At 67.9% G+C, this 23,300-nt stretch carries 26 protein-coding genes; 14 read left to right on the top strand and 12 right to left on the bottom strand.

The features are described 5' to 3' along the window. The first annotated feature begins 147 nt into the window (after positions 1–147). The 4 genes from NDI76_RS09685 (at position 148) to NDI76_RS09670 (ending at position 4,707) form a co-directional block, all read left to right on the top strand. Complete coding sequence (locus NDI76_RS09685; protein ID WP_310923807.1) at positions 148–1,137, top strand: DMT family transporter; 990 nt, start codon at positions 148–150, stop codon at positions 1,135–1,137. A gap of 68 nt (positions 1,138–1,205) precedes the next feature. After that, the gene (locus tag NDI76_RS09680; RefSeq protein WP_310923806.1) at positions 1,206–2,486 is read left to right on the top strand and encodes an MFS transporter; all 1,281 of its coding nucleotides are present in this window, start codon (positions 1,206–1,208) and stop codon (positions 2,484–2,486) included. 68 nt (positions 2,487–2,554) lie between these two features. Beyond that, positions 2,555–3,109 (top strand): hypothetical protein, encoded by a 555-nt coding sequence (locus tag NDI76_RS09675; protein WP_310923805.1) that lies wholly within the window; start codon positions 2,555–2,557, stop codon positions 3,107–3,109. A gap of 128 nt (positions 3,110–3,237) precedes the next feature. After that, positions 3,238–4,707, top strand: coding sequence for an alpha/beta hydrolase (locus tag NDI76_RS09670; RefSeq protein ID WP_310923803.1), 1,470 nt, complete (start codon positions 3,238–3,240; stop codon positions 4,705–4,707). Positions 4,708–4,764: 57 nt separating this feature from the next. Here the strand turns inward: NDI76_RS09670 and thrS are convergent, their stop codons facing one another. Then, on the bottom strand, positions 4,765–6,690 hold the full coding sequence (gene thrS, locus NDI76_RS09665; protein WP_310923802.1) for a threonine--tRNA ligase: 1,926 nt from the start codon (positions 6,688–6,690) through the stop codon (positions 4,765–4,767). Between the two features lie 207 nt (positions 6,691–6,897). On the opposite strand from thrS, the gene NDI76_RS09660 reads away from it, so the two are divergent. The 3 genes from NDI76_RS09660 to NDI76_RS09650 all read left to right on the top strand — a co-directional run bounded on the left by NDI76_RS09660 (position 6,898) and on the right by NDI76_RS09650 (position 10,640). Then, complete coding sequence (locus NDI76_RS09660) at positions 6,898–7,815, top strand: endonuclease/exonuclease/phosphatase family protein (protein ID WP_310923801.1); 918 nt, start codon at positions 6,898–6,900, stop codon at positions 7,813–7,815. A gap of 94 nt (positions 7,816–7,909) precedes the next feature. Continuing rightward, the gene (gene malQ, locus NDI76_RS09655) at positions 7,910–9,400 is read left to right on the top strand and encodes a 4-alpha-glucanotransferase (RefSeq protein ID WP_310923800.1); all 1,491 of its coding nucleotides are present in this window, start codon (positions 7,910–7,912) and stop codon (positions 9,398–9,400) included. Between the two features lie 142 nt (positions 9,401–9,542). Then, entirely contained in the window at positions 9,543–10,640 is a 1,098-nt protein-coding gene (locus NDI76_RS09650; protein ID WP_310923799.1) for a CNNM domain-containing protein, read from the top strand. Here the strand turns inward: NDI76_RS09650 and NDI76_RS09645 are convergent. After that, a complete protein-coding gene (locus NDI76_RS09645; RefSeq protein ID WP_310923798.1) occupies positions 10,637–11,218 on the bottom strand; it encodes a DJ-1/PfpI family protein in 582 nt (193 codons plus the stop codon). The two genes, NDI76_RS09650 and NDI76_RS09645, sit on opposite strands and share 4 nt — an antisense overlap. A 74-nt stretch (positions 11,219–11,292) precedes the next feature. On the opposite strand from NDI76_RS09645, the gene NDI76_RS09640 reads away from it, so the two are divergent. From NDI76_RS09640 to NDI76_RS09630, 3 genes are all read left to right on the top strand, one after another. Then, positions 11,293–12,249 carry a mechanosensitive ion channel family protein gene (locus tag NDI76_RS09640; RefSeq protein WP_425498343.1) on the top strand — a complete coding sequence of 319 codons (957 nt, stop codon included), beginning with the start codon at positions 11,293–11,295 and terminating at the stop codon, positions 12,247–12,249. A gap of 68 nt (positions 12,250–12,317) precedes the next feature. After that, complete coding sequence (locus tag NDI76_RS09635) at positions 12,318–13,250, top strand: DNA-3-methyladenine glycosylase family protein (RefSeq protein WP_310923797.1); 933 nt, start codon at positions 12,318–12,320, stop codon at positions 13,248–13,250. Between the two features lie 189 nt (positions 13,251–13,439). Further along, positions 13,440–13,865 (top strand): DUF555 domain-containing protein, encoded by a 426-nt coding sequence (locus NDI76_RS09630; protein ID WP_310923796.1) that lies wholly within the window; start codon positions 13,440–13,442, stop codon positions 13,863–13,865. Positions 13,866–14,093: 228 nt separating this feature from the next. Here the strand turns inward: NDI76_RS09630 and NDI76_RS09625 are convergent, their stop codons facing one another. Continuing rightward, positions 14,094–14,330 carry a UPF0058 family protein gene (locus tag NDI76_RS09625; protein ID WP_310923795.1) on the bottom strand — a complete coding sequence of 79 codons (237 nt, stop codon included), beginning with the start codon at positions 14,328–14,330 and terminating at the stop codon, positions 14,094–14,096. Positions 14,331–14,620: 290 nt separating this feature from the next. Here NDI76_RS09625 and NDI76_RS09620 point away from each other — a divergent pair, with 290 nt between their 5' ends. Continuing rightward, the gene (locus tag NDI76_RS09620) at positions 14,621–15,028 is read left to right on the top strand and encodes a translation initiation factor IF-2 subunit beta (RefSeq protein ID WP_310923794.1); all 408 of its coding nucleotides are present in this window, start codon (positions 14,621–14,623) and stop codon (positions 15,026–15,028) included. 48 nt (positions 15,029–15,076) lie between these two features. On the opposite strand, the gene NDI76_RS09615 is transcribed toward NDI76_RS09620, so the two are convergent. From NDI76_RS09615 to NDI76_RS22600, 8 genes are all read right to left on the bottom strand, one after another. Then, on the bottom strand, positions 15,077–15,256 hold the full coding sequence (locus tag NDI76_RS09615; protein ID WP_310923793.1) for a DUF7836 family putative zinc-binding protein: 180 nt from the start codon (positions 15,254–15,256) through the stop codon (positions 15,077–15,079). A gap of 117 nt (positions 15,257–15,373) precedes the next feature. Beyond that, positions 15,374–16,372 (bottom strand): transcription initiation factor IIB, encoded by a 999-nt coding sequence (locus tag NDI76_RS09610; protein WP_310923792.1) that lies wholly within the window; start codon positions 16,370–16,372, stop codon positions 15,374–15,376. Between the two features lie 231 nt (positions 16,373–16,603). Next, entirely contained in the window at positions 16,604–17,599 is a 996-nt protein-coding gene (gene corA, locus NDI76_RS09605) for a magnesium/cobalt transporter CorA (protein ID WP_310923791.1), read from the bottom strand. Continuing rightward, positions 17,596–17,757 carry a hypothetical protein gene (locus NDI76_RS09600; protein WP_310923790.1) on the bottom strand — a complete coding sequence of 54 codons (162 nt, stop codon included), beginning with the start codon at positions 17,755–17,757 and terminating at the stop codon, positions 17,596–17,598. The genes corA and NDI76_RS09600 overlap by 4 nt, the downstream gene beginning before the upstream one ends. A 62-nt stretch (positions 17,758–17,819) precedes the next feature. Continuing rightward, positions 17,820–18,464, bottom strand: a complete 645-nt coding sequence (locus tag NDI76_RS09595) for a DUF6517 family protein (protein WP_310923789.1) — start codon at positions 18,462–18,464, stop codon at positions 17,820–17,822. A gap of 131 nt (positions 18,465–18,595) precedes the next feature. Further along, a complete protein-coding gene (locus NDI76_RS09590) occupies positions 18,596–19,075 on the bottom strand; it encodes a hypothetical protein (protein ID WP_310923788.1) in 480 nt (159 codons plus the stop codon). A 91-nt stretch (positions 19,076–19,166) separates the two neighbouring features. Then, entirely contained in the window at positions 19,167–19,622 is a 456-nt protein-coding gene (locus NDI76_RS09585; protein WP_310923787.1) for a DUF8009 family protein, read from the bottom strand. Next, positions 19,615–19,749 carry a rubrerythrin-like domain-containing protein gene (locus NDI76_RS22600; RefSeq protein WP_425498342.1) on the bottom strand — a complete coding sequence of 45 codons (135 nt, stop codon included), beginning with the start codon at positions 19,747–19,749 and terminating at the stop codon, positions 19,615–19,617. The genes NDI76_RS09585 and NDI76_RS22600 overlap by 8 nt, the downstream gene beginning before the upstream one ends. A gap of 163 nt (positions 19,750–19,912) precedes the next feature. Between NDI76_RS22600 and NDI76_RS09580 the strand changes: the two genes are divergently transcribed. Next, entirely contained in the window at positions 19,913–20,146 is a 234-nt protein-coding gene (locus NDI76_RS09580; RefSeq protein WP_310923786.1) for a hypothetical protein, read from the top strand. A gap of 90 nt (positions 20,147–20,236) precedes the next feature. Here NDI76_RS09580 and NDI76_RS09575 read toward each other — a convergent pair whose 3' ends face one another. Next, entirely contained in the window at positions 20,237–21,586 is a 1,350-nt protein-coding gene (locus tag NDI76_RS09575) for a glycoside hydrolase family 68 protein (RefSeq protein ID WP_310923785.1), read from the bottom strand. Positions 21,587–21,790: 204 nt separating this feature from the next. Here NDI76_RS09575 and NDI76_RS09570 point away from each other — a divergent pair, with 204 nt between their 5' ends. Both NDI76_RS09570 and NDI76_RS09565 read left to right on the top strand, forming a co-directional pair. After that, positions 21,791–22,645 carry an NOP5/NOP56 family protein gene (locus tag NDI76_RS09570; RefSeq protein WP_310923784.1) on the top strand — a complete coding sequence of 285 codons (855 nt, stop codon included), beginning with the start codon at positions 21,791–21,793 and terminating at the stop codon, positions 22,643–22,645. Next, positions 22,642–23,277, top strand: a complete 636-nt coding sequence (locus NDI76_RS09565) for a fibrillarin-like rRNA/tRNA 2'-O-methyltransferase (RefSeq protein ID WP_310923783.1) — start codon at positions 22,642–22,644, stop codon at positions 23,275–23,277. Before NDI76_RS09570 ends, NDI76_RS09565 begins: the two co-directional genes overlap by 4 nt. Positions 23,278–23,300: the final 23 nt, after the last annotated feature.

Raw genomic sequence — 23,300 nt, 5'->3', positions numbered from 1 at the left:
CTCGGAGTAACGCGCCGCTGCAACTCTGCGACCCGTGTATCGAATTACCACGGGTCCCTGGGACACAAGATTGCACCAAAATCGGCTTTCTAACGAACTCTTGTAGACAGGTTTAATTACCCGCGGACGAATGAATATACTACGCAGATGTCGCTCCGAACCTCCTCCTCCACCGCCGACCGGAACGCCCTCCTCTTCCTCGCCCTCGCGTGCTTTTGGGGTACGTCGTTCGTCGCTATCGAAACCGGACTCGAATACTTCCCGCCGGTGCTGTTCGCGGGTGTGCGCTACGTCCTCGCCGGCCTCGTCGTCCTCGCCTACGCCGTCGCCACCACCGACCGCTGGGTTCCGCGCACCCGCGCGGAGTGGCTCAGCGCGGGCGTCGCCGGTCTGTTCGTCATCGCGGCCTACCACGCGCTGGCCTACCTCGGACAGATGCACGTCTCCGCGCCCGTCGCCGCCGTCGTCGTCAGCCTCTCGCCGGTGCTGACGGCGGTGTTCGCCGCCGCGATGCTCGACGAGTCGCTCGACGCCGTCGCGGGCGTCGGCTTCCTCCTCGGCGTCCTCGGCGTCGTCGTCGTCGCCAACCCCGACCCGGCGAACTTCCTGTCGTCGAACCTGCTCGGCATCGTCCTCGTCCTTCTCGGCGCCGCCAGTTTCGCCCTCGGGTCCGTGCTCACGGCGCCCCTCCGGACGACGCTCCCCACCGAGTCGATGCAGGCGTGGGCGATGCTCATCGGCGCCGCCGTCCTCCTCGCGGTGTCGGCCGCCCGCGGCGAGTCCGTCGCGGCCATCGAGTTGACGCTCCCCGCCCTCGCATCGCTGGGCTACCTGACGCTCGTCTCCAGCGTCGTCAGCTACCTCATCTACTTCGCCCTCCTCGACCGCGTCGGCGCGACCGAGATCAACCTCGTCGGCTACCTCCAACCCGTCGCCGCCGCCGTCACCGGGTGGGCGCTGTTCGGCGAGGTCGTCGACGCGACGACGCTCGCCGGCTTCCTCGTCATCTTCGTCGGCTTCGCCCTCGTCACGCGCGAGACGCTCCGAGCGCGTCTGTTCGGCCGTTCCGCCCCCGCCGCCGTTCCGAACGGCTCTGCGACGACGACGCGGACCGACGGAAGCTACGACGCAGACTGAGCGCTTCCGATCCCGGACCGTTTACTACGAATCGAAACCGCTTTTCGACCCTCCCGCGCAGTACCGCCGTGAACCGGGATAACATACAGTTCTACGCGCTCTACCTCACGCGGTTCGCCGGCGGCTACGGGTTCATCACCCTCATCACGCTCCTCTCGGAGTACATCGACGCCCTCGACCCCACGAGCGTCTCCGTCTTCGGCCTCTTCACGGTGGGGGCGGGGTTCGTCGTCGGGATGTACACGGCGGGGTTCACCGGCGCGCAGACCGTCGCCGTCGTCCCCCTCGCGTGGGCGGGCGACCGCTTCGACAAGGGCGACGTGCTCGTCGGCGTCCTCGCCCTCGGGACGGTGGCGTACGCGCTCTTCGTCCCCGTCGACTCCAGTCTCGGGTTCATCGGCGTCCGGGCCCTGCAGGGCGTCGCCGTCACCGGTGCGGGCCTGATGTCGCTGGCGCTGGTGGGCGAACTCTCCGCCGTCGGGTCCCGCGCGAACAACATCGGCAAGGCGAACGCGTCGGCGTTCGCCGCCTCCATCCTCGGCAGCCTCCTCGCGGGGGCGCTGTACGACGCCTTCGGCTTCACGCCCATCTTCGCCATCATCGTCGTCATCATGGCGATAGCGACCGTCACCTGCTGGCTGTTCCTCGACGACGACGACACCCGGATTCGCGGCTTCCCGTTCACCGACCTCGCGCTGAACCGACGCATCCTCACCATCGCCACCTTCCGCACGCAGTACGCCGTCGCCGTCACCCTCGTCCGGACGTGGGTGCCCATCTACGCCGGCGTCTCGGCGGCCACGGGCGGACTCGCGTACGCCAGCCTCGCCGTCTCGTTCACCGTCGTCGCGGAGAAGTTCACGAACATGCTGTTTCAGCCCCGGACGGGGACGCTCTCGGACCGTTACGGCCGCGCGCTGTTCGTCTTCGTCGGCGGCGGCGCGTACGGCCTCGTCGCCCTCGCGGTGCCGTTCTCCCCCGCCATCGGCGCCGCCCTCGACCTGCCGGGTGCGTTCCCGATTCTAGGACCGCTCTCGCCGGCCTTCCTCCCGCTCGTGGGGCTGTCGGGACTGCTCGGCGTCGCCGACAGCTTTCGCGAACCGGCCAGCATGGCGCTGTTCGCCGACGAGGGCACCGACAGCGGCGGCGTCGCCTCCTCGTTCGGCATCCGCGAACTGCTGTGGCGGCCGGGCAGCGTCATTGGTCCCCTCCTCGGCGGGTGGCTGATGTACGAAATCGGCATGGAGTGGGTGTTCTTCGTCGGCGGCGCGACGGCGCTGACGGGCGTGCTCGCCTTCCTCGCGGTTCTCGTCTACGACTTCGGTCCGAGCGCACTCACCGAGTGGTGAGCGCCCCGGCTATCATTCAAGATAACCGACCGGTCGGATTTATGCCGTCGGTCGCCTCGTTTCACCTCATGTTCCGCGCGGACGCACCACCGGAGGAGGCCTACGAGCGACTGCGGAAGACGCTCCGTTCGCTTCCCGAAGGGGTGGTGTCGCTGGCTCAGGTGACAGAAGAGTTCCAACACGCCTACGGGGGGCTGTTCCCCGACCTCAACGTCCCCCGGGCGATACAGGACCTCATCGTTCTCGGCGAGGTCGAACTGTGCGCCGAGACCGAATCCGGCGCGCGCGTCTGGCTTCGGCACCGCTGGGGCGACGCCGACCCCGACGACAGGGCCGACGACCACCTCGCCGTCGCCGGGACGGCGTGGCGGTCCTACGTCGCGCCCGACTTCCGCCGCCGCCGCGCCGACCGCCTGTTCACCACCCGGAGCGCCGCGTTCGACCACCTGCGGCGCGCCGGCGGCGTCGACGTCGGCGCGCTCGAACCCGTCTGGTTCCTCGACGAGGTGTGGGCCGCGGGGCTCGAATCCGGCGAGACCGCCGTCGTCCGGCGCGAACCGGTGTACGAACGCGAGGCCGCCCACGGCGAGTTCCACGAGGACACGGACGACTTCGGCGTGTAGGCGTGCCGGAGCGATGGAGAGAGAGGACGGACGCGCGCGGCCGCCGCGACTTCGACGCCGCGGGGTCGGCGCCGGCCGCTTCGACGCCGCCGGCCTAGAGTGAAGAAACGTCCCCCCGTAGGGATGGCATGGACAGCCTCGACACCCCGCGCCGACACCGACTTCTCGGCTCCCGCCTCGGGGGCCTGTTCGAGACGCAGACGTACGAGACGGTGGCGTTGCGTCGACTCCGGCGTCGGTACGCGGTCCGCCGCGCCCGCGCCGCCGCCGACGTGTCGCTGGGCTCCGGTCCCGCGGCGTTCCTCCGGGCGGCCGACGCGCCGCCCGCGCCGCACCTCCACGACCGAATCGAGACCGCTCTGGCCCGGTTCGCCGAGGTCCGCGAGCGACACGAGGACGCGGCCGACCGCTGGGAGGCGGCGTTCTGGGGCGACGAGGGGACGACGCCGGACGAACGCGTCGCCCGCGAACGCGAGCGACGGGCGGCCGACGACGCCCACGTCGCTCCGGACGACCTGTTCGGCTTCCTCGAACGCGACCACCTCGTTCCGCCCGTCGCGTTCGATATTCCGACGCCCGGCGACGCCCGGGAGCGCTGGGCGCACGAACTCGCCGAACCGGAGCGACTGTACGGGTTCGCCGACTCCACGGTGAGCGAGTCGCTCCCGCGCGTCTCGCGGTCGAGGACGGTGCACGGCCCCGAGACGGTGGAGTACCGCGTCCGGTTCGACACGCCGTCGCTGCACGTCGGCGACACCGCCGCCGCCCGGGTGTACGAACCCGAGTCGCCGGCGGACGACCTGCCGACGCTCGTCTTCTTCTCCGGCCTCGGCTCCGCCGGCGACCGGTCGGCCTACTGGCTCGAAGAGGAGGCCGTCGCACGGCCCCTCGCGCGCGAGGGCTACCGGGTCGTCCTGCCGGACGCGCCGTGGCACGGCCGGCGCGAACCCCTCGGCGCCTACGCGGGCGAACCCTACCTCGCCCGGGCGCCCGTCGGCCACTTCGAGTTGTACGGCGCCGCCGCCCAGGAGGCGGGCGTGTTGGTCGAATGGGCGCGGACGGAGGGAGCGCCCGCCGTCGCCCTCGGCGGTCTGAGCCTCGGCGCCATCGTCTCGCTGCACGTCGCGGGTCGCTGCGGCGACTGGCCCTCGTCGATGCGTCCGGACCTCGTCGCCCCCGTCTCCGGCGTCGGCTCCGTCGCGCAGGCGCTCACCGGGTCGCGCCTCGTCTCCGTCCTCGGCGTCGACGACGCCCTCACCGCCGCGGGGTGGACCGGCGACGACCTGAACGAGTTCGCCCCCCTCTTGAACCCGCCCGCGAAACCGGCGCTGCCGCCCGAGCGAATCCTCGCCTGCTACGGCTCCCGCGACGACGTGGCGCCCGCCGAGGGGATGGCGAGCCTCCTCCGCCGCTGGGACGTCCCCCGGCGGAACGTGATGGTGTGGGACCGCGGCCACGTCGGCACCGCGACGCGCCTCGCCCGCGACGACGGTTTCAGAAACGTCCTGACCGACGAACTCGACCGTCTGGCCGAAGCGCGTTCGGACGAGGCGAACGGAGACGGCGCCACCGAAGCGGCAACCGGACCTTCGGCGTAGACGGGGCGCCCGTCCGCTCGGCGAGGGAAAGAAGAAGAGAAACGGAGGACGGCCGCGTCAGTCGGCGAGGAAGTCGGGTTCGAGGCGCTTCTCGCCGTACTCGGCGTCGAGGTGCTCGCGGAACGCCTCGACGGACACGTCCTGTTCTTCCCGCTCTTTCCGGTCGCGCACGGAGATGGTGCCGGACTCGGCCTCGTTCTCGCCGACGACGAGCATGTACGGCACGTTGTCCTCCTGCGCCTCGCGTATCTTCCGCCCGAGCGTCCACGAGCGGTCCTCCACGTCGACGCGGAAGTCACCCAGTTCGTTCTTCACGCGGTGGGCGTAGCCGAGTTGGTCGTCGGAGATGGGGAGGATTCGGACCTGTTCGGGCGCCAGCCACAGCGGGAACTTCCCGTCGAAGTGCTCGATGAGGACCATGAAGAACCGTTCGTAACTGCCGTACAGCGCGCGGTGAATCATCACCGGGCGGTGTTCCTCGTTGTCCTCGCCCGTGTACGTCAGGTCGAACCGCTCGGGCATGTTGAAGTCCACCTGCACCGTCGGCCCGTCCCACTTCCGGCCGAGGGCGTCCTCGAACGCGAAGTCTATCTTCGGCCCGTAGAACGCGCCGTCGCCCGGTTCGAGGTCGTAGTCGATGTTCTGGTTGTCGAGCACGGAGCGGAGTTGCGTCTCCGACTGCTCCCATATCTCGTCGCTCCCGACGGACTTCTCGGGGCGCGTGGCCAGAGCGACGTGGGCCTCTAATCCAAAGGTCTCCAGCACCTCGTAGATGGAGTCCATCACCTGTCGAATCTCCGCCTCTATCTGCTCGGGGCGGCAGAACAGGTGGCCGTCGTCGATGGTGAACGACCAGACGCGCGAGAGGCCGGACAGTTCGCCGCGCTGTTCTTTTCGGTACACCTTCCCGTCCTCGAAGTACCTGACCGGGAGGTCCCGGTACGACCACGAGTGCTGGTCGAAGATGGTCGCGTGGCCGGGGCAGTTCATCGGCTTTAATCCGTACTCCTCGTCGTTCACGTCGAGGAGGAACATGTCGTCGACGTAGTTGTCGTAGTGGCCCGACTGCTTCCACAACTCCGTCCGGAAGAGGTGCGGCGTCTCGACGGGGTCGTAGCCGGCGTCGATGTTCAGCGACTCCGCGAAGCCCGACAGTTCGTCGAGTATCTTCTTCCCGTTCGGGTGGTAGAGGGGCAGGCCCGGCCCCGTCACCTCGGGGATGGAGAAGAGGTCCATCTCCTGGCCCAGTTTGCGGTGGTCGCGCTCTTCGGCCTCCGCGCGCAGTTCCATGTACTCGGTCAGGTCCTTCTCGGACTCGAACGCCGTCCCGTACACGCGCGTCAGCGTCTCGTTGTCCTCGTCGCCGCGCCAGTACGCCGACGAGATGTTCAGAAGCTGCACCGCGCCGATTTCCCCCGTCGACTCGACGTGCGGGCCCTTACAGAGGTCCTCGAAGTCGCCCTGCACGTAGAAGGAGAGTTCGTCGTCGCCGGCGGCCTCGTTCTCCAGGATGTCGCGTTTGTACGGGTTGTCCTCGTACAGTTCCAGCGCCTCCTCGCGCGAGCGGAGTTCGCGCTCGACGGGAAGGTCCTCGTCTATAATCTCCTCCATCTCGGCCTCGATCGCTTCGAGGTCGTCGGCGTCGAGGTCGACGTCCGTCACGTCGTAGTAGAAGCCCTCGTCCGTCGGCGGCCCGATGGCGAGTTTCGCCTCGGGGTGCAGACGCTGGAGCGCCTGCGCGAAGACGTGCGCGGCCGTGTGCCGGAGGACGCGGAGGTACTCGTCGCTCTGGTCGGTGACGATGACGACCTGCGCGCCGTCGTAGACGGGGGCGGCCTTGTCGACCAGTTCGCCGTCGACGACGCCCGCGACCGTGTCCTTTCCGAGCCCCGGCCCGATTTCGTAGGCGACGTCCGCGACCGTCGCACCCTCCTCGACGGACAGCTCCGAGCCGTCGGGGAGCGTCACCACGATTTCACTCATGTGCGTTCGGAATCGGAGCGCACGAATAAGTGTTTTTGAAGGGCGCTACGGGGTCGCACGGGCGCGCTGGCCGTCGAGGACGGTCGCCGCTGCGACCGGTCCGCGACGCCGCCTCCGGCGCGCGTCCCGCGGGAGCGACCGACTCCCGAAAAGCGCGAGTTCAGGAGACAACGAAATACCTTTGCACCGCCGCACACACGCACCTGAATGGATATTCGTTCGTTGTCACGACGCGAAGCGCTCTCCGGCGCCGCCGTCGCCGCAGGTGCGGTCGGGGGCGGAGCGCTGGTCGGGGAGCGTCTCGGCTTCGACCCGCTCGGAACCGGCGGGCCGTCCGGCGACGCGACGTTCGCGGCCTGTTCGTTCAACGTCCTGCACGAAACCTCCGACGCCGAGTTCCCGTGGGAGTCCCGGCTCCCCCGCGTCGTCGAGGCCATCGAACGCGTCGACGCCGAACTGCTCGGCCTCCAAGAGGTCATGCCGGAACAGCGGAGCGACCTGCAGGCGGCGCTCGACGGCTACGAGTGGTACGGCCGCGGCCGCGAGGGCGGCGACGAGAGCGAGGCGGTCCCCGTCGTCTGGTCGGCGGACCGCTTCGAGGCGCGTGGCCGGGGAGACTTCTGGCTCTCGTCGACTCCCGGCGAACCGAGCGCCGGGTGGGGCGCCGGCAACCGCCGCATCTCGACGTGGGTGAGCCTCACCGACAGGGAGACGGGGACCGACCTCTGGTTCTGCAACACCCACTTCTCGTGGGCCGACGAGGAGACGCGCCTCCGGTCGGCGGAACTCATCCGACAGCGGGCGGTCGAACGCTCGGAGAGCGGCGAGTCGATTATTCTGACGGGCGACCTCAACGCCGCCCCGGAGTCCCCAGCCTACGGCCGCCTCACGGGGAACTCGGAGAGCCACCCGAGTCCGCTCGTCGACGGCCGACGGGCGGCGGACGCCGAGTCGGTATCCGGTCCCCAGGGAACGTACCACTCCTTCTCGGAGACCTTAGAGGACCGCGTCGATTACGCGTTCGCCCCCCGCGAAGCGGACGTGCTCGGCTACCGGACGCTCGGAATCCGGGAGGAGGGCTATCGCTCGGATCACCTGCCGGTCGTCGCGCGCTTTCGGCTGTGACCGGAGACGACGACGGCCCCCTCCGAACCCGTCGGAGGCCGCTCCTCGTCTCGACAGCCACACGCTTATCTCCCCGGACTCGGACAGGGAAACTATGAGATTCGACCGACAGTCGGGCGTCTTCATGCACGTCACGTCGCTGCCGGGTGCGCACGGCATCGGCGACCTCGGCGACGGCGCCCGCGCGTTCGTCGACTGGCTCGCGTCGGCGGAGCAGTCGCTGTGGCAGTTCTGTCCGCTCGGGCCGACGGCGTCGATTCACGGTGACTCGCCGTACCAGTCGTACTCGGCGTTCGCCGGCAACCCGCTGCTCGTCGACCTCCGCCGACTCCGAGCGGACGGCTACCTCACCGACGACGACCTCGAACCCGTTCCCGACTTTTCGCCGCACGACGTGGAGTACGACCGCGTCCGCGAGTACAAGACCGAGATGCTCCGGACGGCGCACGACCGCTTCGAGTCCGAGGCGACCGACGAGGACCGCGAGGCGTTCGAGGCGTTCCGCGAACGCGAGTCCGCCTGGCTCGACGGCTACGCGCTGTTCATGGCGCTGCGGACGCGCTACGACGGCGCGTGGATCGAGTGGCCGCAGGAGATACGCACGCACGACGAGGGGGCCCTCGAACGACACCGCGAGGACCTCGCCGACGAAGTCGCGTACCGCGAGTTCGTCCAGTTCGTCTTCGACCGGCAGTGGCGCGACCTGAAGGAGTACGCGAACGAGCAGGGCGTCGAACTGGTGGGCGACCTGCCCATCTACGTCGCCCTCGACAGCGCCGACGTGTGGGCCTCCCCAGAGGCGTTCGACCTGACCGAGGAGAACGAACCCGCCGCCGTCGCGGGCGTCCCGCCGAACCCCGGCGACGACGGCCAGCGCTGGGGCAACCCTCTCTACGACTGGGAGTACCTCTGTGAGAACGGCTACGACTGGTGGATGGACCGACTCGACAGACTGTTCGAACTCGTCGACGTGACCCGCATCGACCACTTCAAAGGCTTCGACGAGTACTGGGCCATCCCGGCCGACGCCCACTCCCCCGCGGAGGGCGAGTGGCGGCAGGGACCCGGCGCCGACTTCTTCGAGGCCGCCGAAGCGCGGTTCGGCGACCTGCCGTTCATCGTCGAGGACCTCGGCTTCATCGACCAGAGTATGGTGGACCTGCGCGACCGGTTCGGCTTCCCCGGCATGCGCGTCCCCCAGTACGCCGACTGGTGCCAACAGGGCGATATGTACCAGCCGATGCACTTCCCCGACAACAGCGTCGGCTACACCTCGACGCACGACACGAACACGTTCGTCGGCTACTACCGCGACCTGCCGGACCGCCAGAAGGACTGCCTCCACTACAACGTCGGGGCCGACGGCTCCGAGATACACTGGTCGGTCATCGACGCCGTCTGGCGGTCGAACGCCGTCATCGCGTTCACGACGATACAGGACGTCCTCGGACTCGGCTCGGAGGCGCGCTTCAACCTCCCTGGCACCGCTCAGGGCAACTGGCGCTGGCGCTGCACCAGGGAAGGGTTCGACGCCGACGCGGCGAACCGCCTCGCCAGCCTCACCGACGAGCACATCCGAAACTGAGCGGCCCGCGCGCCGTGACCCACGAGATGACGGAACCGCAGTAAGGCGGGTAGTTTTCTCCCGACCCGTCCTGAAATTATATATCGTATCCGACGGCCGATGGGTTCTAACTGCTGCGGCAGGAACGGAGAGCCACTACCAGATGAACGCAACAGTCATCAGTCTTCGTCTTCTCGCGGGCGTCGCGCTCATCCTCACGAACGGCTTCTTCGTCGCTATCGAGTTCGCGCTGACGCGCGCCCGGCAGTTCACCGAGGACGAGTTCGTCGGCGACGACTCGCGACTCGAACGCGCGTGGTCGATGACGCAGGACCTCGAACTCTACTTGACCACCTGTCAGGTCGGCATCACCGCGTCGAGTATCGCGGTCGGTATCGTCGCGGAACCCGCGCTGGCGGCCCTGTTCGAACCGCTGTTCGGCGGTACGGTGCTCGCCACGGTCGGCGCGGGCGCGATACTCGCGTACGGTATCATCAACCTCGTCCACCTCACCCACGGAGAGCAGGCGCCGACGTACCTCGGCGTCGAGCGCTCCCGGACGGTGTGTCGGTACGGCGCGGCCCCGCTGTACTGGTTCTACGTCGTCATCTCGCCGCTCATCACGCTGGGCGACGCGGTGGCGAAGTGGACGCTCAAACTGTTCGGCATCGAGATGACGGGCGCGTGGCTCGAAACCGAAGAGGACGTCATCGAGACGCGCGCGCAACTCCACAACCGGATGAGTTCGCTCCTGGACCGCGGCGAGATATCCGGCGAGCGACACGAGGAGGTGCTGAACGCCTTGGAGGCGGGGGAGATTCAGATCAGAGACGTGATGGTCGACGCTTCGGACGCCGTCTACCTCTCGATGGACGCCTCGCCCGAGGAGAACCTCCGTCGCGTCTCCGATACGCCGCACACCCGGTATCCGCTCGTCGACGGCGGCCTCGAATCGGTCGAGGGCGTCGTCTACGTTCCCAGCGTCGTCGACCGCATCGACGACCTGCGGTCCGGCGACGTGACGTTCGCCGAAATCGCCGCTCCCCCGATGACGATATCGGCGGAGACGACCGTCAGCGACGCGATAGACCGCTTCCAGGCGGAGCGACAGGAACTCGCTGTCGTGTTCGCCGACGGCGACGCCATCGGACTCATCACCGCGACGGACGCGCTGGAGGCCGTGATGGGCGACCTGGAGGACCCGCTGGACGCGGGGGACGACCGCAACCCGTCCGACCGCGGCGACGCGACGCCGAGTTAGGGCGCCGAGCGACCGTCTCCTTCCCCGTTCGGGTAATCCATCTGTTCTGCGACCGCCGCCCGCGTCTCGGCGTCGGTCAGTCGCTCGACGAGGTACAGACCGAGGTCCAGCGCCGAGGCGACGCCGCGGGCGGTCACCACGTCGCCCTCGTCGACGACGCGGTCCGACGACACCTCGCAGTACGCCGCGAGTTCCTCCGTCGCGCCGGGGTGCGTCGTCGCCGTCTTCCCCGCCAAGAACCCCGCCGCGCCGAGCAGCAGCGACCCGGTGCAGACCGACGCCAGCAGGTCAGCGTCGGCGGTTTCGAGCCACGCGAGGAAGTGCTCGTCCGTCCGCAGGGTTCGGGTACCCGCGCCCCCCGGGACGACTACCAACTCGTACCCGTCCAGGGGTTCGCCGACGCTGTCGGCCTCGAACCTGAGACCCGCCGTCGCCGTCACCGTCTCCGCGGGGGCGCAGACGTCCCACTCGAACGGGAACGGCGTGAGGTCCATCGTGTCGAGGCGGGTCAGCGGGTCGAACGCCCCGACGAAGTCGAGGGCGGTCATCTCGTCGAAGGCGACGAAGGCGGTGCGCATACGGACGCTTCGGCGTCGGGGGAGGTAAAGCCGCCTTCCGGTAGCTTTTCGCCGCCCCGCGGAGACGACGACCCGTGTCACGCCGCCGCCTCGGCTACCTCTCGCTGCTGTGTGCGCCCCTCCTCCTCGTCGCCGCCAGCGTCGTCTCCGCGTTCTCGCTGTTCGGCGACGCCGCCGTGGGCGACGTCTTGCTCACGTTCCTCGTCTCGCGGGGACTGACGGCCGCCGCCACCGCGTCGGCCGCGTTCGGGGCGTACCTCGTGGTCGAACACGCCGTCGCCGCCCGGTTCGACAGCAAGCGCCGGCTACACGACGCGCGGAACGTCCTCCGCCTCTTCTTCGGGGCGGTCGGTCTCGTCGCCGTCCTCGGCGTCGTCACCGACCAGTGGGTCGGCGTCCTCCTCTCGCTCGGCGTCGTGGGGTTCGCCATCACGTTCGCCCTCCAGCAACCCCTGCTGTCGCTCATCGCGTGGTTCTACGTGATGCTCAAGCGGCCGTTTTCCGTGGGCGACCGCGTCGAAGTCGGCGGGACGCGGGGCGACGTGGTCGACGTGGGCTTTCTCGCGACGACGCTCTGGGAGGTGCAGGGACCGCTCGTCTCGACGGGGCAACCGTCGGGCCGCGTCGTCACCGTCCCGAACGCGCAGGTGCTCTCCTCGCAGGTGACGAACGACTCGGCGCTGTTCAGCCACGTCTGGGCGGAGGTGACCGTGCAGGTGGCCTACGAGACGGACCTCGCGTTCGCCCGCGCCGTCATGGTCGAGGCGGCCGACGACCACCTCGGCGACGAGATGGCCGCGGCCGTGCGCTCGTACCGCGAGCGACTCGACGAGACGGCCGTCGTCCTCGACGTGCACGACCGGCCGACCGTGAACGTCGTTCAGCGGGAGTCGTGGGTCGAACTCCGCCTGCGCTTCCTCTCGCTCCCGCGGCGCGTCACCCGGAACCGCAACGCTATCTACGAACGGGTGCTCGCGCGGTTCAACGAGGAACCCGAGCGGGTGAAGTTCCCCGTCAGCCGGAACCGCTGAGGCGCCCCGCGCCGGGGAGCGCCGGCGCATCGAAACCCCGATACCCGCCGCCTCCCTGACCCGAGACGATGGAGTTCGAAACCGGGACGATTCCCCTGTCGGACCTCGACGGCGCGTTCGACCTGCAGGCGACGCTGGAGAGCGGGCAGTCGTACCTCTGGGACCGCGCGGACGGCCGGATGTACGAGACGATGAGCGTGCACGGCGGCGACGCGTGGTACGAGACGGTCGTGCCGCCGATTCCGGGTGTCTCCGAGGAGTCGGTCGCGGTCCGGGTCCGACAGACCGGGGACGAACGCGCGGGGCGTCTGGAGTGGGAGGCGACGGCGGACGCGGTGCCGATTCTCACCCACCTCCTCCGCCTCGACGACGACTTGGACGCGATACTCGACGCGACGCCCGACGACCCCCTGCTCGACCGCGCCTACGACGCCTACGAGGGCATGCGCCTCGTGCGCGACCCGGCGTTTCCGTGCCTGATATCGTTCATCTGCTCGGCGCAGATGCGCGTCTCCCGCATCCACGGGATGCAGATGCGACTGGCCCGCGAGTACGGCGAGTCGGTCGCCGTCGACGGCGAGACGTTCCACGCGTTCCCGACGCCCGAGCGGTTGGCCGCGCGGACGGAGGCGGAACTCCGCGACCTCTCGCTCGGCTACCGTGCCCCCTACGTGCAGCGAACGGCCGAGATGGTCGCCGACGGCGAGGCCCACCCCGACGAGGCCGCGGGACTCCCCTACGAGGAGGCCCGCGAGTCGCTGAGGCGGTTCGTCGGCGTCGGCGACAAGGTGTCCGACTGCGTGCTCCTGTTCTCTTTGGGCTATCTGGAGGCGGTTCCCCTCGACACGTGGATCCGCTCCGCTATCGAAGAACACTATCCCGACTGCGAGAAGGGGTCGTACGCCGACACCTCCCGGGCCATCCGGGACCGACTCGGCGGGACATACGCCGGGTACGCCCAGACGTACCTGTTCTACTACCTCCGCGCTGGCGGAGAGTGACCGTACGGCCCGCACCCGGTTCGGCGGCGGGCGGACCGGATCGGTTCGGTCCCGAGGACTGCGGGTGGACTGGAATCCGATACCCCGGAATACCGCGTTGCTCGCCCCGAAGGCGGGGGGTTAGGGTCCCGCACGATTTGTAATTTCGGGCCAACCTTCATGCGGCGCCCGACGTAACTTCGAGTTATCATGGACTGCAGGGTCGTCGTCGAGGCCGCGGTTCCCGTGTACGACGTCGAGACGGAGGACGAGGCCATCCGCATCGCCATCTCGAAGACCGGCGAACTGCTGAACCCGGACCTCAACTACGTCGAAATCAGCATGGGGTCGCGCACGTCGCCCGCCGGCGAGGAACTCGTCCCGGCGTTCGTCGCCGCCGACGAGGCGCTGGTCGCCCTCGAACTGGAGATGACCGTGTTCAACGTCGAACAGGAGGAACACGCCGCGCGCATCGCGCGCAAAGAGATCGGTCAGCGACTGGAGAGCGTCCCGCTGAAGGTGCTCCGCGTCGACGTCCTCCCCGACGAGGAGGAAGAAGAGACCGAGGAAGCGAACGGGGACGCGGACGACGACGACCTCATCCCGGAGTTCGACGACCTGATGGACGATTCCTGAGGCGCGCGGCCCCGACTCGGCCTCGACCGGCGCTCCGTCACACCCTGTCTCGCGACCGAAACCCGTGCTGTTTTTCGGCGCCCCGGCGCACCCGCCCGCGACGCTCGGAGCGTCCGTCGTCGAAACTCGACGCGCCGTTCCGCCGACGAAGACGACGGCCCTCTCGCCGAGGAGAGACGGGACTCGTCGGTTCAAAGGGTCCGCAGGAGTCGTTGTTCTGTGGGCGTTTCAGTCCGCGTGCGGTGCGACGGCTTCCTGCTCGGGTTCGTCCATCGACGAGGTGATTCCTTTCACGAGTTTGAAAACAGCAGCCTTGTGGTCGGTCTTAGACTTGTGAATCGACGTCGGTCGGACGCCGAGTTCGTTGTATGCTGTGAGCGGAATATCGCTGTCTTCGCGCTCCTCGATCTCTGTGTGTACCTCTGCGAGCAGGCCGTGCAGGTGGATGAGTTCCTGCTTCTTCATGAGCAAACCCCACTTGAGACTGGAGGATTATATTACTATCTTGACCCTCGTTAGCACACCCTGCCTAAACCGCCGGAAAATACCGTCTGCGGCCCGTTTTCAATACGTTAGATGATGACAGTTCGACCGGATTCGCGGTCGAGTCGCGTTCGAATACAGTCGTTCGTAGCCGTCGTTCGTCGCTCGCGAGTTAAGGGCTGACGGTTCGCGGACGCGGTGCCGACGCGGCGCGGGCGGGGCGCGCCGGCACTTCTGAACGTTTTTAGACGTCGCGTTCCCTTCTCTCCGGCATGGGCTACGAGGAACAACTCGACAGAGCGCTCGAACAGTCGCCCGACGTCGCCGACGGGAGCGACCGCTTTCAGGTCCCCGACCCGCGGATTCGCTCGGAGGGGAACGCGACGGTGTACGAGAACTTCGACGAGACGTGCGACCGACTCGCCCGCGACCCCGCGCACCTGATGAAGGCGCTACAGACGGAACTCGGAACGAGCGCGGAGATAGACTCGAAGGGGCGCCTCCGCCTCACCGGGAGTTTCAACGACCGGCGCCTGCAGGTCGCACTCGACGAGTACGTCGAGGACTACGTCCGCTGTACCGAGTGCGAGTCGCCCGACACGCGTCTCGTCACCGAGCAGGGGACGACGGTGCTGAAGTGCGACGCGTGCGGGGCGCTCTCGGCGGTTCCGGACCTGTAGAAGAGAAGCCGGCCGTCGACAGTCCTCGCGGGAGCGTCCGACGCCGCGCTACTCGAACTGTTTCACCGTCTGGAGGTCGCGTTCGGTTCGCATGAATTCGGCGAGGCGGCGGGTCACGCCGCACGACGAGCACGTGTAGTTCTTCTTGGTGCCGGGGAGTTCGGACGGGTTCGTTTCCCAGTCTTTCCCGCACTCGGGGCACAGCAATCGAACAAACGCTTCGACCATGGTTGCCATTGACTCGCGGTGCAGGAATAAAGGTTTCCGCATCGAACAGTCGCGTTCCACGTCGGGTCCGGCCGCGCCGTCCGCCGCCGGTTCGGTCGAAAAATACGGCCGACGGGATCAGGCGAACAGGCCCGCATCATCCACTTCGAGCAGCTCTTTGTACCGGTTCCGGATGGTGACTTCGGAGATGCTCGCCACCTCGCTCACCTGACTCTGCGTCACCTTCTCGTTGGTGAGCAGGGCGGCCGCGTAGACGGCCGCGGCGGCGAGGCCGACGGGCGACTTCCCCGAGTGGATGCCGGCCTTCTTCGCCCCCTGGAGCAGCGTGTGGGCTTGCCGTTCGGCCTCGTCGGAGATTCCGAGTTCGGAGGCGAACCGCGGGACGTACTGTTCGGGGTCGGCGGGCTCGATTTCCAGCTTCAGTTCGCGGACGATGTAGCGGTACGTCCGGGTCAGTTCCATCTTGTCGACGCGGGAGACCGTCTCCAACTCGTCGAGCGACCGGGGCGTCCCGGCCTGTCGCGCGGCGGCGTACAGCGCCGAGGTGGCGACGCCCTCGATGGAGCGGCCGGGCAGCAGGTCGTCCCCGAGCGCGCGGCGGTAGATGACCGAGGCCGTCTCGCGGACGTTCTCGGGCAGGCCGAGCGCGGAGGCCATGCGGTCGATTTCGCCGAGCGCCTGCTTCAGGTTGCGTTCCTTCGAGTCGCGCGTGCGGAAGCGCTCGTTCCACGTGCGGAGCCGCTGCATCTGCTCTCGCTGGCGCGCCGACAGCGAGTTGCCGTAGGCGTCCTTGTTCTGCCAGCCGATGTTGGTCGACAGCCCCTTGTCGTGCATCATCTGGGTCGTCGGCGCGCCGACGCGGGACTTCGAGTCGCGCTCCGAGGAGTCGAACGCGCGCCACTCGGGGCCGCGGTCGACGGCGTCCGTCTCGACGACGAGGCCGCAGTCGCCGCAGACCGTCTCGCCGCGGGCCTCGTCGGCGACGAGCGACCCGCCGCACTCGGGGCACACCTGTCGCTCTCCTTCCGCCTCCGTCTCCTGCTCCGTCGCCGTCTCGTCGACGCTCTCGCGTCGTCGGTCGGTGCTGACGTACTCTCTGATTGTCGTGTCGCTCATGGTGGGATGCGGACCCGTCGCCAGCCGGGTGAAGAAATAAGAAGTGAGAGAGACACCAGGTGGCCCGAGTCCTTACTCTTAGTAACCATGGAAAGTATTTAAATGTTTCCCCAAATTAGGCCCGAGAAAAACGCAGCACAGAGGCACCGAGCAGATGGATTTCGGGCAGTTCCGGATAAATCGTGAACGATAGTCAGGGGGATGAGTGAACTACTTATCCCTTTCGGTTGTTCAGAGCCAGCCCTCCCGCTCGAAGTACAGGAGGAGGATGACCGTGACGAGGGTCATCCCGACCATCACCGCCGGGTAGGCGTACGGCCACGTCAACTCGGGCATGTTTCCCGTTCCGGAGAAGTTCATCCCGTAGACGCCGACGACGAACGTCAGGGGGATGAAGATGGTCGCCACGACGGTGAGTCGCCGCATCACCTCGTTCGTCGACTGGGAGACGACGCTCAGGTAGATGTCGCGCGCGCCCCGGGCTAAATCGCGATACGTCTCCGTCAGGTCGACCACCTCGACGAGGTGGTCGTACACGTCGCGGTAGTACTTCTCGGTCGGTTCGCGGACGTGCGCGGCGTCGCCGCGGGCGAGTATCGAGACGGCCTCGCGGGTCGGCCACACTACCTTCCGGAACGACAGCAGGTCGCGCCGAACGGCGTTGAGACCGTCGAGCACGTCGTCGTCCGGGCCTTCGAGTACCCCCTCCTCTATCTCTTCGATGGTGTCCTCGACGTCGTCCAAGAGGGTGAAGTACTCGTCGATGACGCGGTCGATGACGCGGTAGGCGGCGAAGTCCGGCCCGTTCACGAGGATGCGCCCCTCGCGGTTCTCGATGGACCGCCAGATGCGTTCGACGGCCGGAACGACGGCGTCCTCGACGGTGAGCGTGAGCACCCACTCCTCCCCGACGAACAGACCGACGGGCTTCGTCTGCACCTCCTCGTCGAACGTCGTCTCCCCGCGCCTGAGCGACGCCGCCTTCACGAGGACGAACGTGTGGTCGGGGAACTCCTCCGTCTTCGGTCGCACGTCGTTCCGCACGTCTTCGAGTTCCAACGCGTGGATGCCGAACACCCGCGAGACGGCCTCCATCTCGGCCTCCGTCGCGGTGCTGACGCGGACCCACGTCGTCCCCGGCGCGTCGCGCGCCCGTTCGAGGGCCGCCTCGGAGTCGATCTTCCTCGTGTCGACGCCGCCCGCGTCGTACACGCGTGCGTCTATCACGCGCCGCCCCCGCGCGTCCCGACGGCGACCAGTGTCACGCCGACCATGAGGCCGACGATGGTGACCGACCGACCCGGGTAAGAAGCGACGACGCCGACGCCGTAGCCGAAGACCGAGAGGCCGGTCAGGACGGTTCCGGCGGTCCGTTCGCGGTTCATGCGCGGTACGTCCCGCGGCGACGAGAAAAGCGTTGTTCGGCGGGGCGGTTCGGCCGCGCGCTTTAGGCCGGGTGTTCGATGGCCCGCATCATCGACAGCACGTTCGCCTCCTCGCCGTCCAGTCGCTGCGGGTAGACGCCGATGGCGACGACGAAGTCATCGCCGTCGCGGTATTTCGTGACGTGGACGTACACGTCGACTTCCTGACCCTGCACGGTGGCGGTCCCGGAGTACTTCGTCACCTCGGTCTGCCGGCCCTGGACCGTTATCGTCTGCGAACTGACCTCCTGGACATCGTTAAGTCCCTGATACTGGTCCTGCACGAGGGAGACGAGTCGTCGATTCGAGAACTCCCCGATGGGGTTCAGCGTCTGCCCGGCTATCTCGACGGCGGGCGTCGAGACGACGGTGAACACGCCCAAGTCGGCCTCGAAGATGCCCAGATCGAGCGTCTTCCGGTACGTGGTCACCTGGTTCTCCGCGACCACTTGCCGCTCCTGTCCGGCCGCGGACACCGTTCTGTTGACCGAGAGGACGCGGGGCCCGTCGGTCGAATACCCGGCGCTGTCGGCGGCCGACTCGTCCACCACCGCGGGTTCGGCGGCGAACGAGAGCGCCTCGTCGCCCGTGAGGAAGCCAATACAACCGGACGTCGTCGTGAGCATCGCCACCGCGAGCACCGCGGCGACGACTCGTTTGGAGGTCATCGTAATCTGACTTTTCTCGCGAGAAGGAATAAGTTGTTCGGAGAATTATCTATCTAGTTTCATTTCTTCCGTTCGGGCGTATCGCTCCGTTCTCCTCGCTGCGGCGTCTCTCCCGACGCCGACCGGTCGATTTATCGAGAACCTGTCCGTTCGCGTTCCGTCGACGGTTCCGGCGACTTCGGCGATTCCGTCGTCTCGTCGCCCTTCGTTCCCGTCTCGTCGGCGGCGCCGTCCGACGGTTCGTCCTCGGAGAGCCCGCGTCGCTCGTTCTCCCGTCGGACGACGCGGCCGACGTACCAGCAGTACAGGAGCGTGACGAACGGGAACACCAGCGCCGACGCGAACCAGAGGTGTCGGGAGAGGCCCCACTCGACGCCCTGTTTCCGAAGCGCGCGGATGTCCGCCCAGATGAGACCCGAGAAGAAGATGTGCATCACCACGACGACGGCGAAGGCGCCGCTGACGTTCGCGCCGAAGACGGCGAGGGCCATGACGGTTCCGATGGTCCAGATGATGAGTAGGAGCCTGCGGTAGACGCTCCGCACTCGCTGTCTCTGCTCCGCTTCGACGCGGCGGCCGCGTCGGTAGCCGTCGTCGCTCGTCCCGCTCATATCATCTCCGTCCCGCCGCCGGAGTAAAAGCCCGTCGCGGCGTCTTCATGTTTCCCGCCTTCTCGGTCGCTGCGCTCGGTTCGACGCCGGTTCAACCGAGGTAGTTCACGTCTACTTCGTGCGGGCCCGCCGGCGTCTCCAGCGTCGCCCGTTCGTCGAGACTATCGCGGACGGCCCGTCGCCACGCCTCGACGGCTTCGGCGTGCCGTTCGCGGTGTCGCTCGCGGCTGTACGGCTCCTCGGAGGCGCGGAGTTCGTCGCCCGTCTCGTCGACGGCCGGGAAGGAGGGGACGTCGCGGACCAGTCGCTCCGGCGGGAGGTGGACGGGACGCGCGTCGTCGTCGTACCCGCCCTCGGCGCCCGCGAGGTGGAGGCGAGCGCGCATCCGCCCAGCGAACGGCGGCGTCACGCGCAGGACGGCGTTCTGGTCGCGCCGCTCGTTGGCTTCGAGCGCCGTGACCACGTCGTCGGCCGTCACCGCCAGGGACCTGATGCGCTCGGGACTCGCCCGCGACTCGCCGGCGCTCGGGTCCGACTCGTCAGTCACCGGTGACTCTCGTCGGTCCGCCGAACGGCCCGAGCTCTCCACCGCAGTCGGGACAGGTCGACCGGAACGACCCCGCCGAGACGCGGTTCCCGCACTCGCGACAGACGAAAGGTGACCGTTCACTCATCGTTGACGGAAGACAATTAGGGACTCGGCGTGTTAAACGTTACCGCAGCTAGTCCCCCCTCGGACGGACCGCCGTTTCACTGTATAGCGTCCCGGTTCGGGTAGTGCTATGAATATAGGTACCATGATTTCGACGTTAGACGATATCTATGCGGGTGGATCTCATGAGCAAGAGACCACGCGGACTCGGCGGCGCGTTCCTGTGGGGGTTCGCCTGCCCGCGATGCGGGGGCGACACCGACGTGTTCGTCGACGAACGGTCGGCAACCTACGGATGGATCTGCCCCGAGTCGGACTGTACCGCCGTCGGGTTCGGATTCGAATCGCGCCGCGCGGCGCGAGTGGGCCTTCGCGCGTACCTCGACGACGGCCCCGATGGTCGCGGCGCCGGCGTCTGAGCGCCGCCGACCGAGAGCGGTGATTCCGCCCTCGAACCCGCGACTCCCTGTTTTACTCGCGTGTGTCCTCGCCTCGCGTGAGGATTCGTGTCAGTGTTGCTTGCTCCGACCGTTACCCCGCTGCTGGGCGCCGATAGCGGGCGAGAAGTACCCGTCCTTCATCTCGCGCACGATTTCGGTCTCCGTTCCGTCTATCCGGACTTGCAGACTCGGCGCGAGCGTCCCGCCGAACAGCCGTTTCTGCTCGTCCGCGGGGAGGCCGCCGACGTCCTGCAGCGAGTCCGTCTCGCGGAAGTTGTAGAAGCTGGTGACCGCGAGGTCGTCACCCATCGGAAGCGCGAGCCACGAGTACGTCTGGAACGGCGCCGACTCGGGGTTCGAGACGACGAGTCCGCCCTCGTTGAGCGGTTCGTAGTCGCCGTCGAGCGAGTCTGCGATGAACCCGTAGAGCCCGTCGGGACCGGTGAGTCCCGGCGCGAACGTGAACTTGTGGCTGATGGTGAACAGGTAGTAGCTCCCGTCGTTCACGACGATATGCGGCCGTTCGAGCTGTTGGTTGACCGTGATGGCCTCGACGAGCGGTTCTTGCAGTTCCCACTCGTCCAACCCGTCGCCCGTGGCCTTCGCGATGCCGACGTTCCCGTTCCAGTCGGTGTATTCCGAGGGGTTCTCGATGGGGGTATTGCCCTCGAACAGGGCGTACACGTCTCCCGTCTCCGGGTCCTCGAAGAACCACGGGTCGCGGAAGGCGTAGATGATGCCCTGGTCGCGGGACTGCTCCAGCGTCTGGTACAGTTCTCCGTCCGCCTCGGCGATGATGCCGTGGTCGAACCCACCGGTTATCTCGACGCTGTTACCCGACGTTTCGAGGGACGCTCCCGTGCCGACGGCGAGGCGCTGGCGGTACTCGGGCGCCGCGCTGACGGCCGTGTAGAACACGTTGACGTCTCCCGTCTCCTCGTCGTACATGGCGGACCCGGCCCACTGGTGGTGGCCGAGGGCGGCGTCCGCGTCGAACACTTCTCCGCCCTGCTGCCAGTCGTGGCCGTTGTGCGAGTAGAAGTAGCGGATGCTGGCGAGGTTGTGCCGGGCCCCCGGCACGACGTCGTCCGTCGCGGTCAGCGAGAAGATAATCTGGTAGCCGTTCACCTTCGCGAGCGACCCGTCGCGGTTCCGGAGCGGCCACGTGTCCCAGACGTACTGCTCCTCGGAGAGTTGCTCGACGGAGTCGTCGATGAGCGGTGCGGTCGTGTCGTCCGTCCGCTCTATCTGTTCGGCCTGCTCGCGCGTCCAGTCCGCGGCGTCCGGATAGCCGACGGAGTCGGCGGCGGCCGACCCCGACCCGGCGGCGAGGCCGGTGGTAGCGGCGACGCCGAGGACGCCCGCGGCTTTCACGAACGAACGACGAGTCGGTTCTCTCGTTTCGTTGTCGTCTGCCATCGCCGTCTCTGTAACACGTATCCGAGTAAATTTCTTTTGAACTCTTGAAAATAACCTAAATATCACTCATATTCGAAAGCATAAAACTGCAGGTCGACAGCGCGTGCCCGACGCCAGTGACGCGCTCGGACGACGACCGCGGTCGAATATCAGCCGGCACCGCGTACCGGGACGGATATACCGGTCCGGGGACAGCGTGGAAGCATGAACGACGGTGCGCCCTCGACGAACGCGGGGTGGTTCGAGGGTATCGACCCCGACGACGCGGAGAGCGCCAACGAGGCCGTAACCGACGGCGAGACTGAGGAGCCGCGGAACTGGCCCGCTGTCGCGGTCGAATCCGGGTACGCCGACTCGGAGGCGGAGTACTACGACCGGCTTCACGAGGTGACCCTGAACGCGACGAGGCGAGAGGTCCGCGAACGGGAGCGAGCGGACGACAAGCAGTTGGTCCACGCGATTCGCGCGATGGACGACGCCGAACGGACCGCCAACGAACTCGCCGAACGCCTCGCCGAGTGGGCCGGGACGCTGTTCGAGGACGTCGACGCGGGCATCGACGGCGCCCGCGAGGTGGCCGACAGAGAACCGACGACGCCCCTCGAAGAGCGGGTCGTCTCCTTCGCCGGGCGCGTCGCGGACCTCGCAGACGAACGCGACGACCTACGGGCGTTCATCGAGTCGCGGGCGCCCGCCGTCGCACCGAACCTCGCGGAGATGGCCGGCCCCGTCCTCGCGGCGCGCCTCGTCGCCCTCGCGGGCGGCCTCGAATCGCTGGCGAAGAAGCCCTCCGGGACCGTTCAGGTGCTCGGCGCGGAGGACGCCCTGTTCGCGCATCTGAAGGGGCGAGCCCCCTCCCCGAAGCACGGCGTCATCTACGTCCACGACTACGTGCGCGGCACCCACCCCGACCACCGCGGGTCGGCGGCGCGCGCGTTCGCCGGCAAACTGACCATCGCCGCTCGAATCGACCACTACTCCGGGGAGCTGAAACCGGAGGTACACGAGGAGTTACGCGAGCGGATGGAGACGATTCGAGCGCGGGAGGTAGGAGAGTGACCGACGTACCTCGAGGAGTCGAGCGCCGCGCGTTCGACGGCCGCGAGCGACTCGCCACGCGCGGCGAGACGGTGTACGGCGAACCCCGCGACGAGGACGGGTGGCGCGCGTGGGACGCCGGCCGGTCGAAACTCGGCGCGATGCTCGAACAGGGGATGGACACCGGTCTCGTCGGCGGCGAGTCGGTGCTGTATCTCGGCGCGGCGTCCGGGACTACGGTGTCGCACGTCGCCGACTTCGCGGGGCCGACGTACGCCGTCGAGTTCGCCGCGCGGCCGGTTCGTGACCTCCTCGGCGTCGCCGAGGACCGAGAGAACCTCTTTCCCCTCCTCAAGGACGCGCGAAAGCCAGAGACGTACGCGCACGTCGTCGAGTCGAACCTCGACTGCATCGTGCAGGACGTCGCGACGCGCGGACAGGCCGACGTGGCGGTGCGGAACCGGCGGTTCCTCGGCGACGACGGCCGCCTTCTCGCGGCCGTGAAGGCGCGGAGCGAGGACGTCGTCGCCGACCCCGAGGACGTGTTCGAGAGGTTCCTCGACGACCTGCGCGAGTCCTACGAGGTGCTGGAGACGGAGCGATTGGACCGGTACCACGAGGACCACCTCGGCGTCGTCGCCCGGCCGAGGTAAGTCTCTCCGCGTCCGTCGGTCGC

The organism is Halogeometricum sp. S1BR25-6, from assembly GCF_031624495.1.
Classification (GTDB): Archaea; Halobacteriota; Halobacteria; order Halobacteriales; family Haloferacaceae; genus Halogeometricum; species Halogeometricum salsisoli.
Note: the sequence above shows the minus strand (reverse complement) of the source record. Positions and strands in the feature narration are given on the sequence as shown.

Bases quoted from the DNA above. Each gene is read 5' to 3' on its own strand.
- NDI76_RS09685 (WP_310923807.1), top strand. From the start codon at position 148: ATGTCGCTCCGAACCTCCTCCTCCACCGCCGACCGGAACGCCCTCCTC.
- NDI76_RS09675 (WP_310923805.1), top strand. From the start codon at position 2,555: ATGTTCCGCGCGGACGCACCACCGGAGGAGGCCTACGAGCGACTGCGG.
- NDI76_RS09670 (WP_310923803.1), top strand. From the start codon at position 3,238: ATGGACAGCCTCGACACCCCGCGCCGACACCGACTTCTCGGCTCCCGC.
- thrS (WP_310923802.1), bottom strand. From the start codon at position 6,690: ATGAGTGAAATCGTGGTGACGCTCCCCGACGGCTCGGAGCTGTCCGTC.
- NDI76_RS09660 (WP_310923801.1), top strand. From the start codon at position 6,898: ATGGATATTCGTTCGTTGTCACGACGCGAAGCGCTCTCCGGCGCCGCC.
- malQ (WP_310923800.1), top strand. From the start codon at position 7,910: ATGAGATTCGACCGACAGTCGGGCGTCTTCATGCACGTCACGTCGCTG.
- NDI76_RS09650 (WP_310923799.1), top strand. From the start codon at position 9,543: ATGAACGCAACAGTCATCAGTCTTCGTCTTCTCGCGGGCGTCGCGCTC.
- NDI76_RS09645 (WP_310923798.1), bottom strand. From the start codon at position 11,218: ATGCGCACCGCCTTCGTCGCCTTCGACGAGATGACCGCCCTCGACTTC.
- NDI76_RS09635 (WP_310923797.1), top strand. From the start codon at position 12,318: ATGGAGTTCGAAACCGGGACGATTCCCCTGTCGGACCTCGACGGCGCG.
- NDI76_RS09630 (WP_310923796.1), top strand. From the start codon at position 13,440: ATGGACTGCAGGGTCGTCGTCGAGGCCGCGGTTCCCGTGTACGACGTC.
- NDI76_RS09625 (WP_310923795.1), bottom strand. From the start codon at position 14,330: ATGAAGAAGCAGGAACTCATCCACCTGCACGGCCTGCTCGCAGAGGTA.
- NDI76_RS09620 (WP_310923794.1), top strand. From the start codon at position 14,621: ATGGGCTACGAGGAACAACTCGACAGAGCGCTCGAACAGTCGCCCGAC.
- NDI76_RS09615 (WP_310923793.1), bottom strand. From the start codon at position 15,256: ATGGTCGAAGCGTTTGTTCGATTGCTGTGCCCCGAGTGCGGGAAAGAC.
- NDI76_RS09610 (WP_310923792.1), bottom strand. From the start codon at position 16,372: ATGAGCGACACGACAATCAGAGAGTACGTCAGCACCGACCGACGACGC.
- NDI76_RS09600 (WP_310923790.1), bottom strand. From the start codon at position 17,757: ATGAACCGCGAACGGACCGCCGGAACCGTCCTGACCGGCCTCTCGGTC.
- NDI76_RS09595 (WP_310923789.1), bottom strand. From the start codon at position 18,464: ATGACCTCCAAACGAGTCGTCGCCGCGGTGCTCGCGGTGGCGATGCTC.
- NDI76_RS09590 (WP_310923788.1), bottom strand. From the start codon at position 19,075: ATGAGCGGGACGAGCGACGACGGCTACCGACGCGGCCGCCGCGTCGAA.
- NDI76_RS22600 (WP_425498342.1), bottom strand. From the start codon at position 19,749: ATGAGTGAACGGTCACCTTTCGTCTGTCGCGAGTGCGGGAACCGCGTC.
- NDI76_RS09580 (WP_310923786.1), top strand. From the start codon at position 19,913: ATGAGCAAGAGACCACGCGGACTCGGCGGCGCGTTCCTGTGGGGGTTC.
- NDI76_RS09575 (WP_310923785.1), bottom strand. From the start codon at position 21,586: ATGGCAGACGACAACGAAACGAGAGAACCGACTCGTCGTTCGTTCGTG.
- NDI76_RS09570 (WP_310923784.1), top strand. From the start codon at position 21,791: ATGAACGACGGTGCGCCCTCGACGAACGCGGGGTGGTTCGAGGGTATC.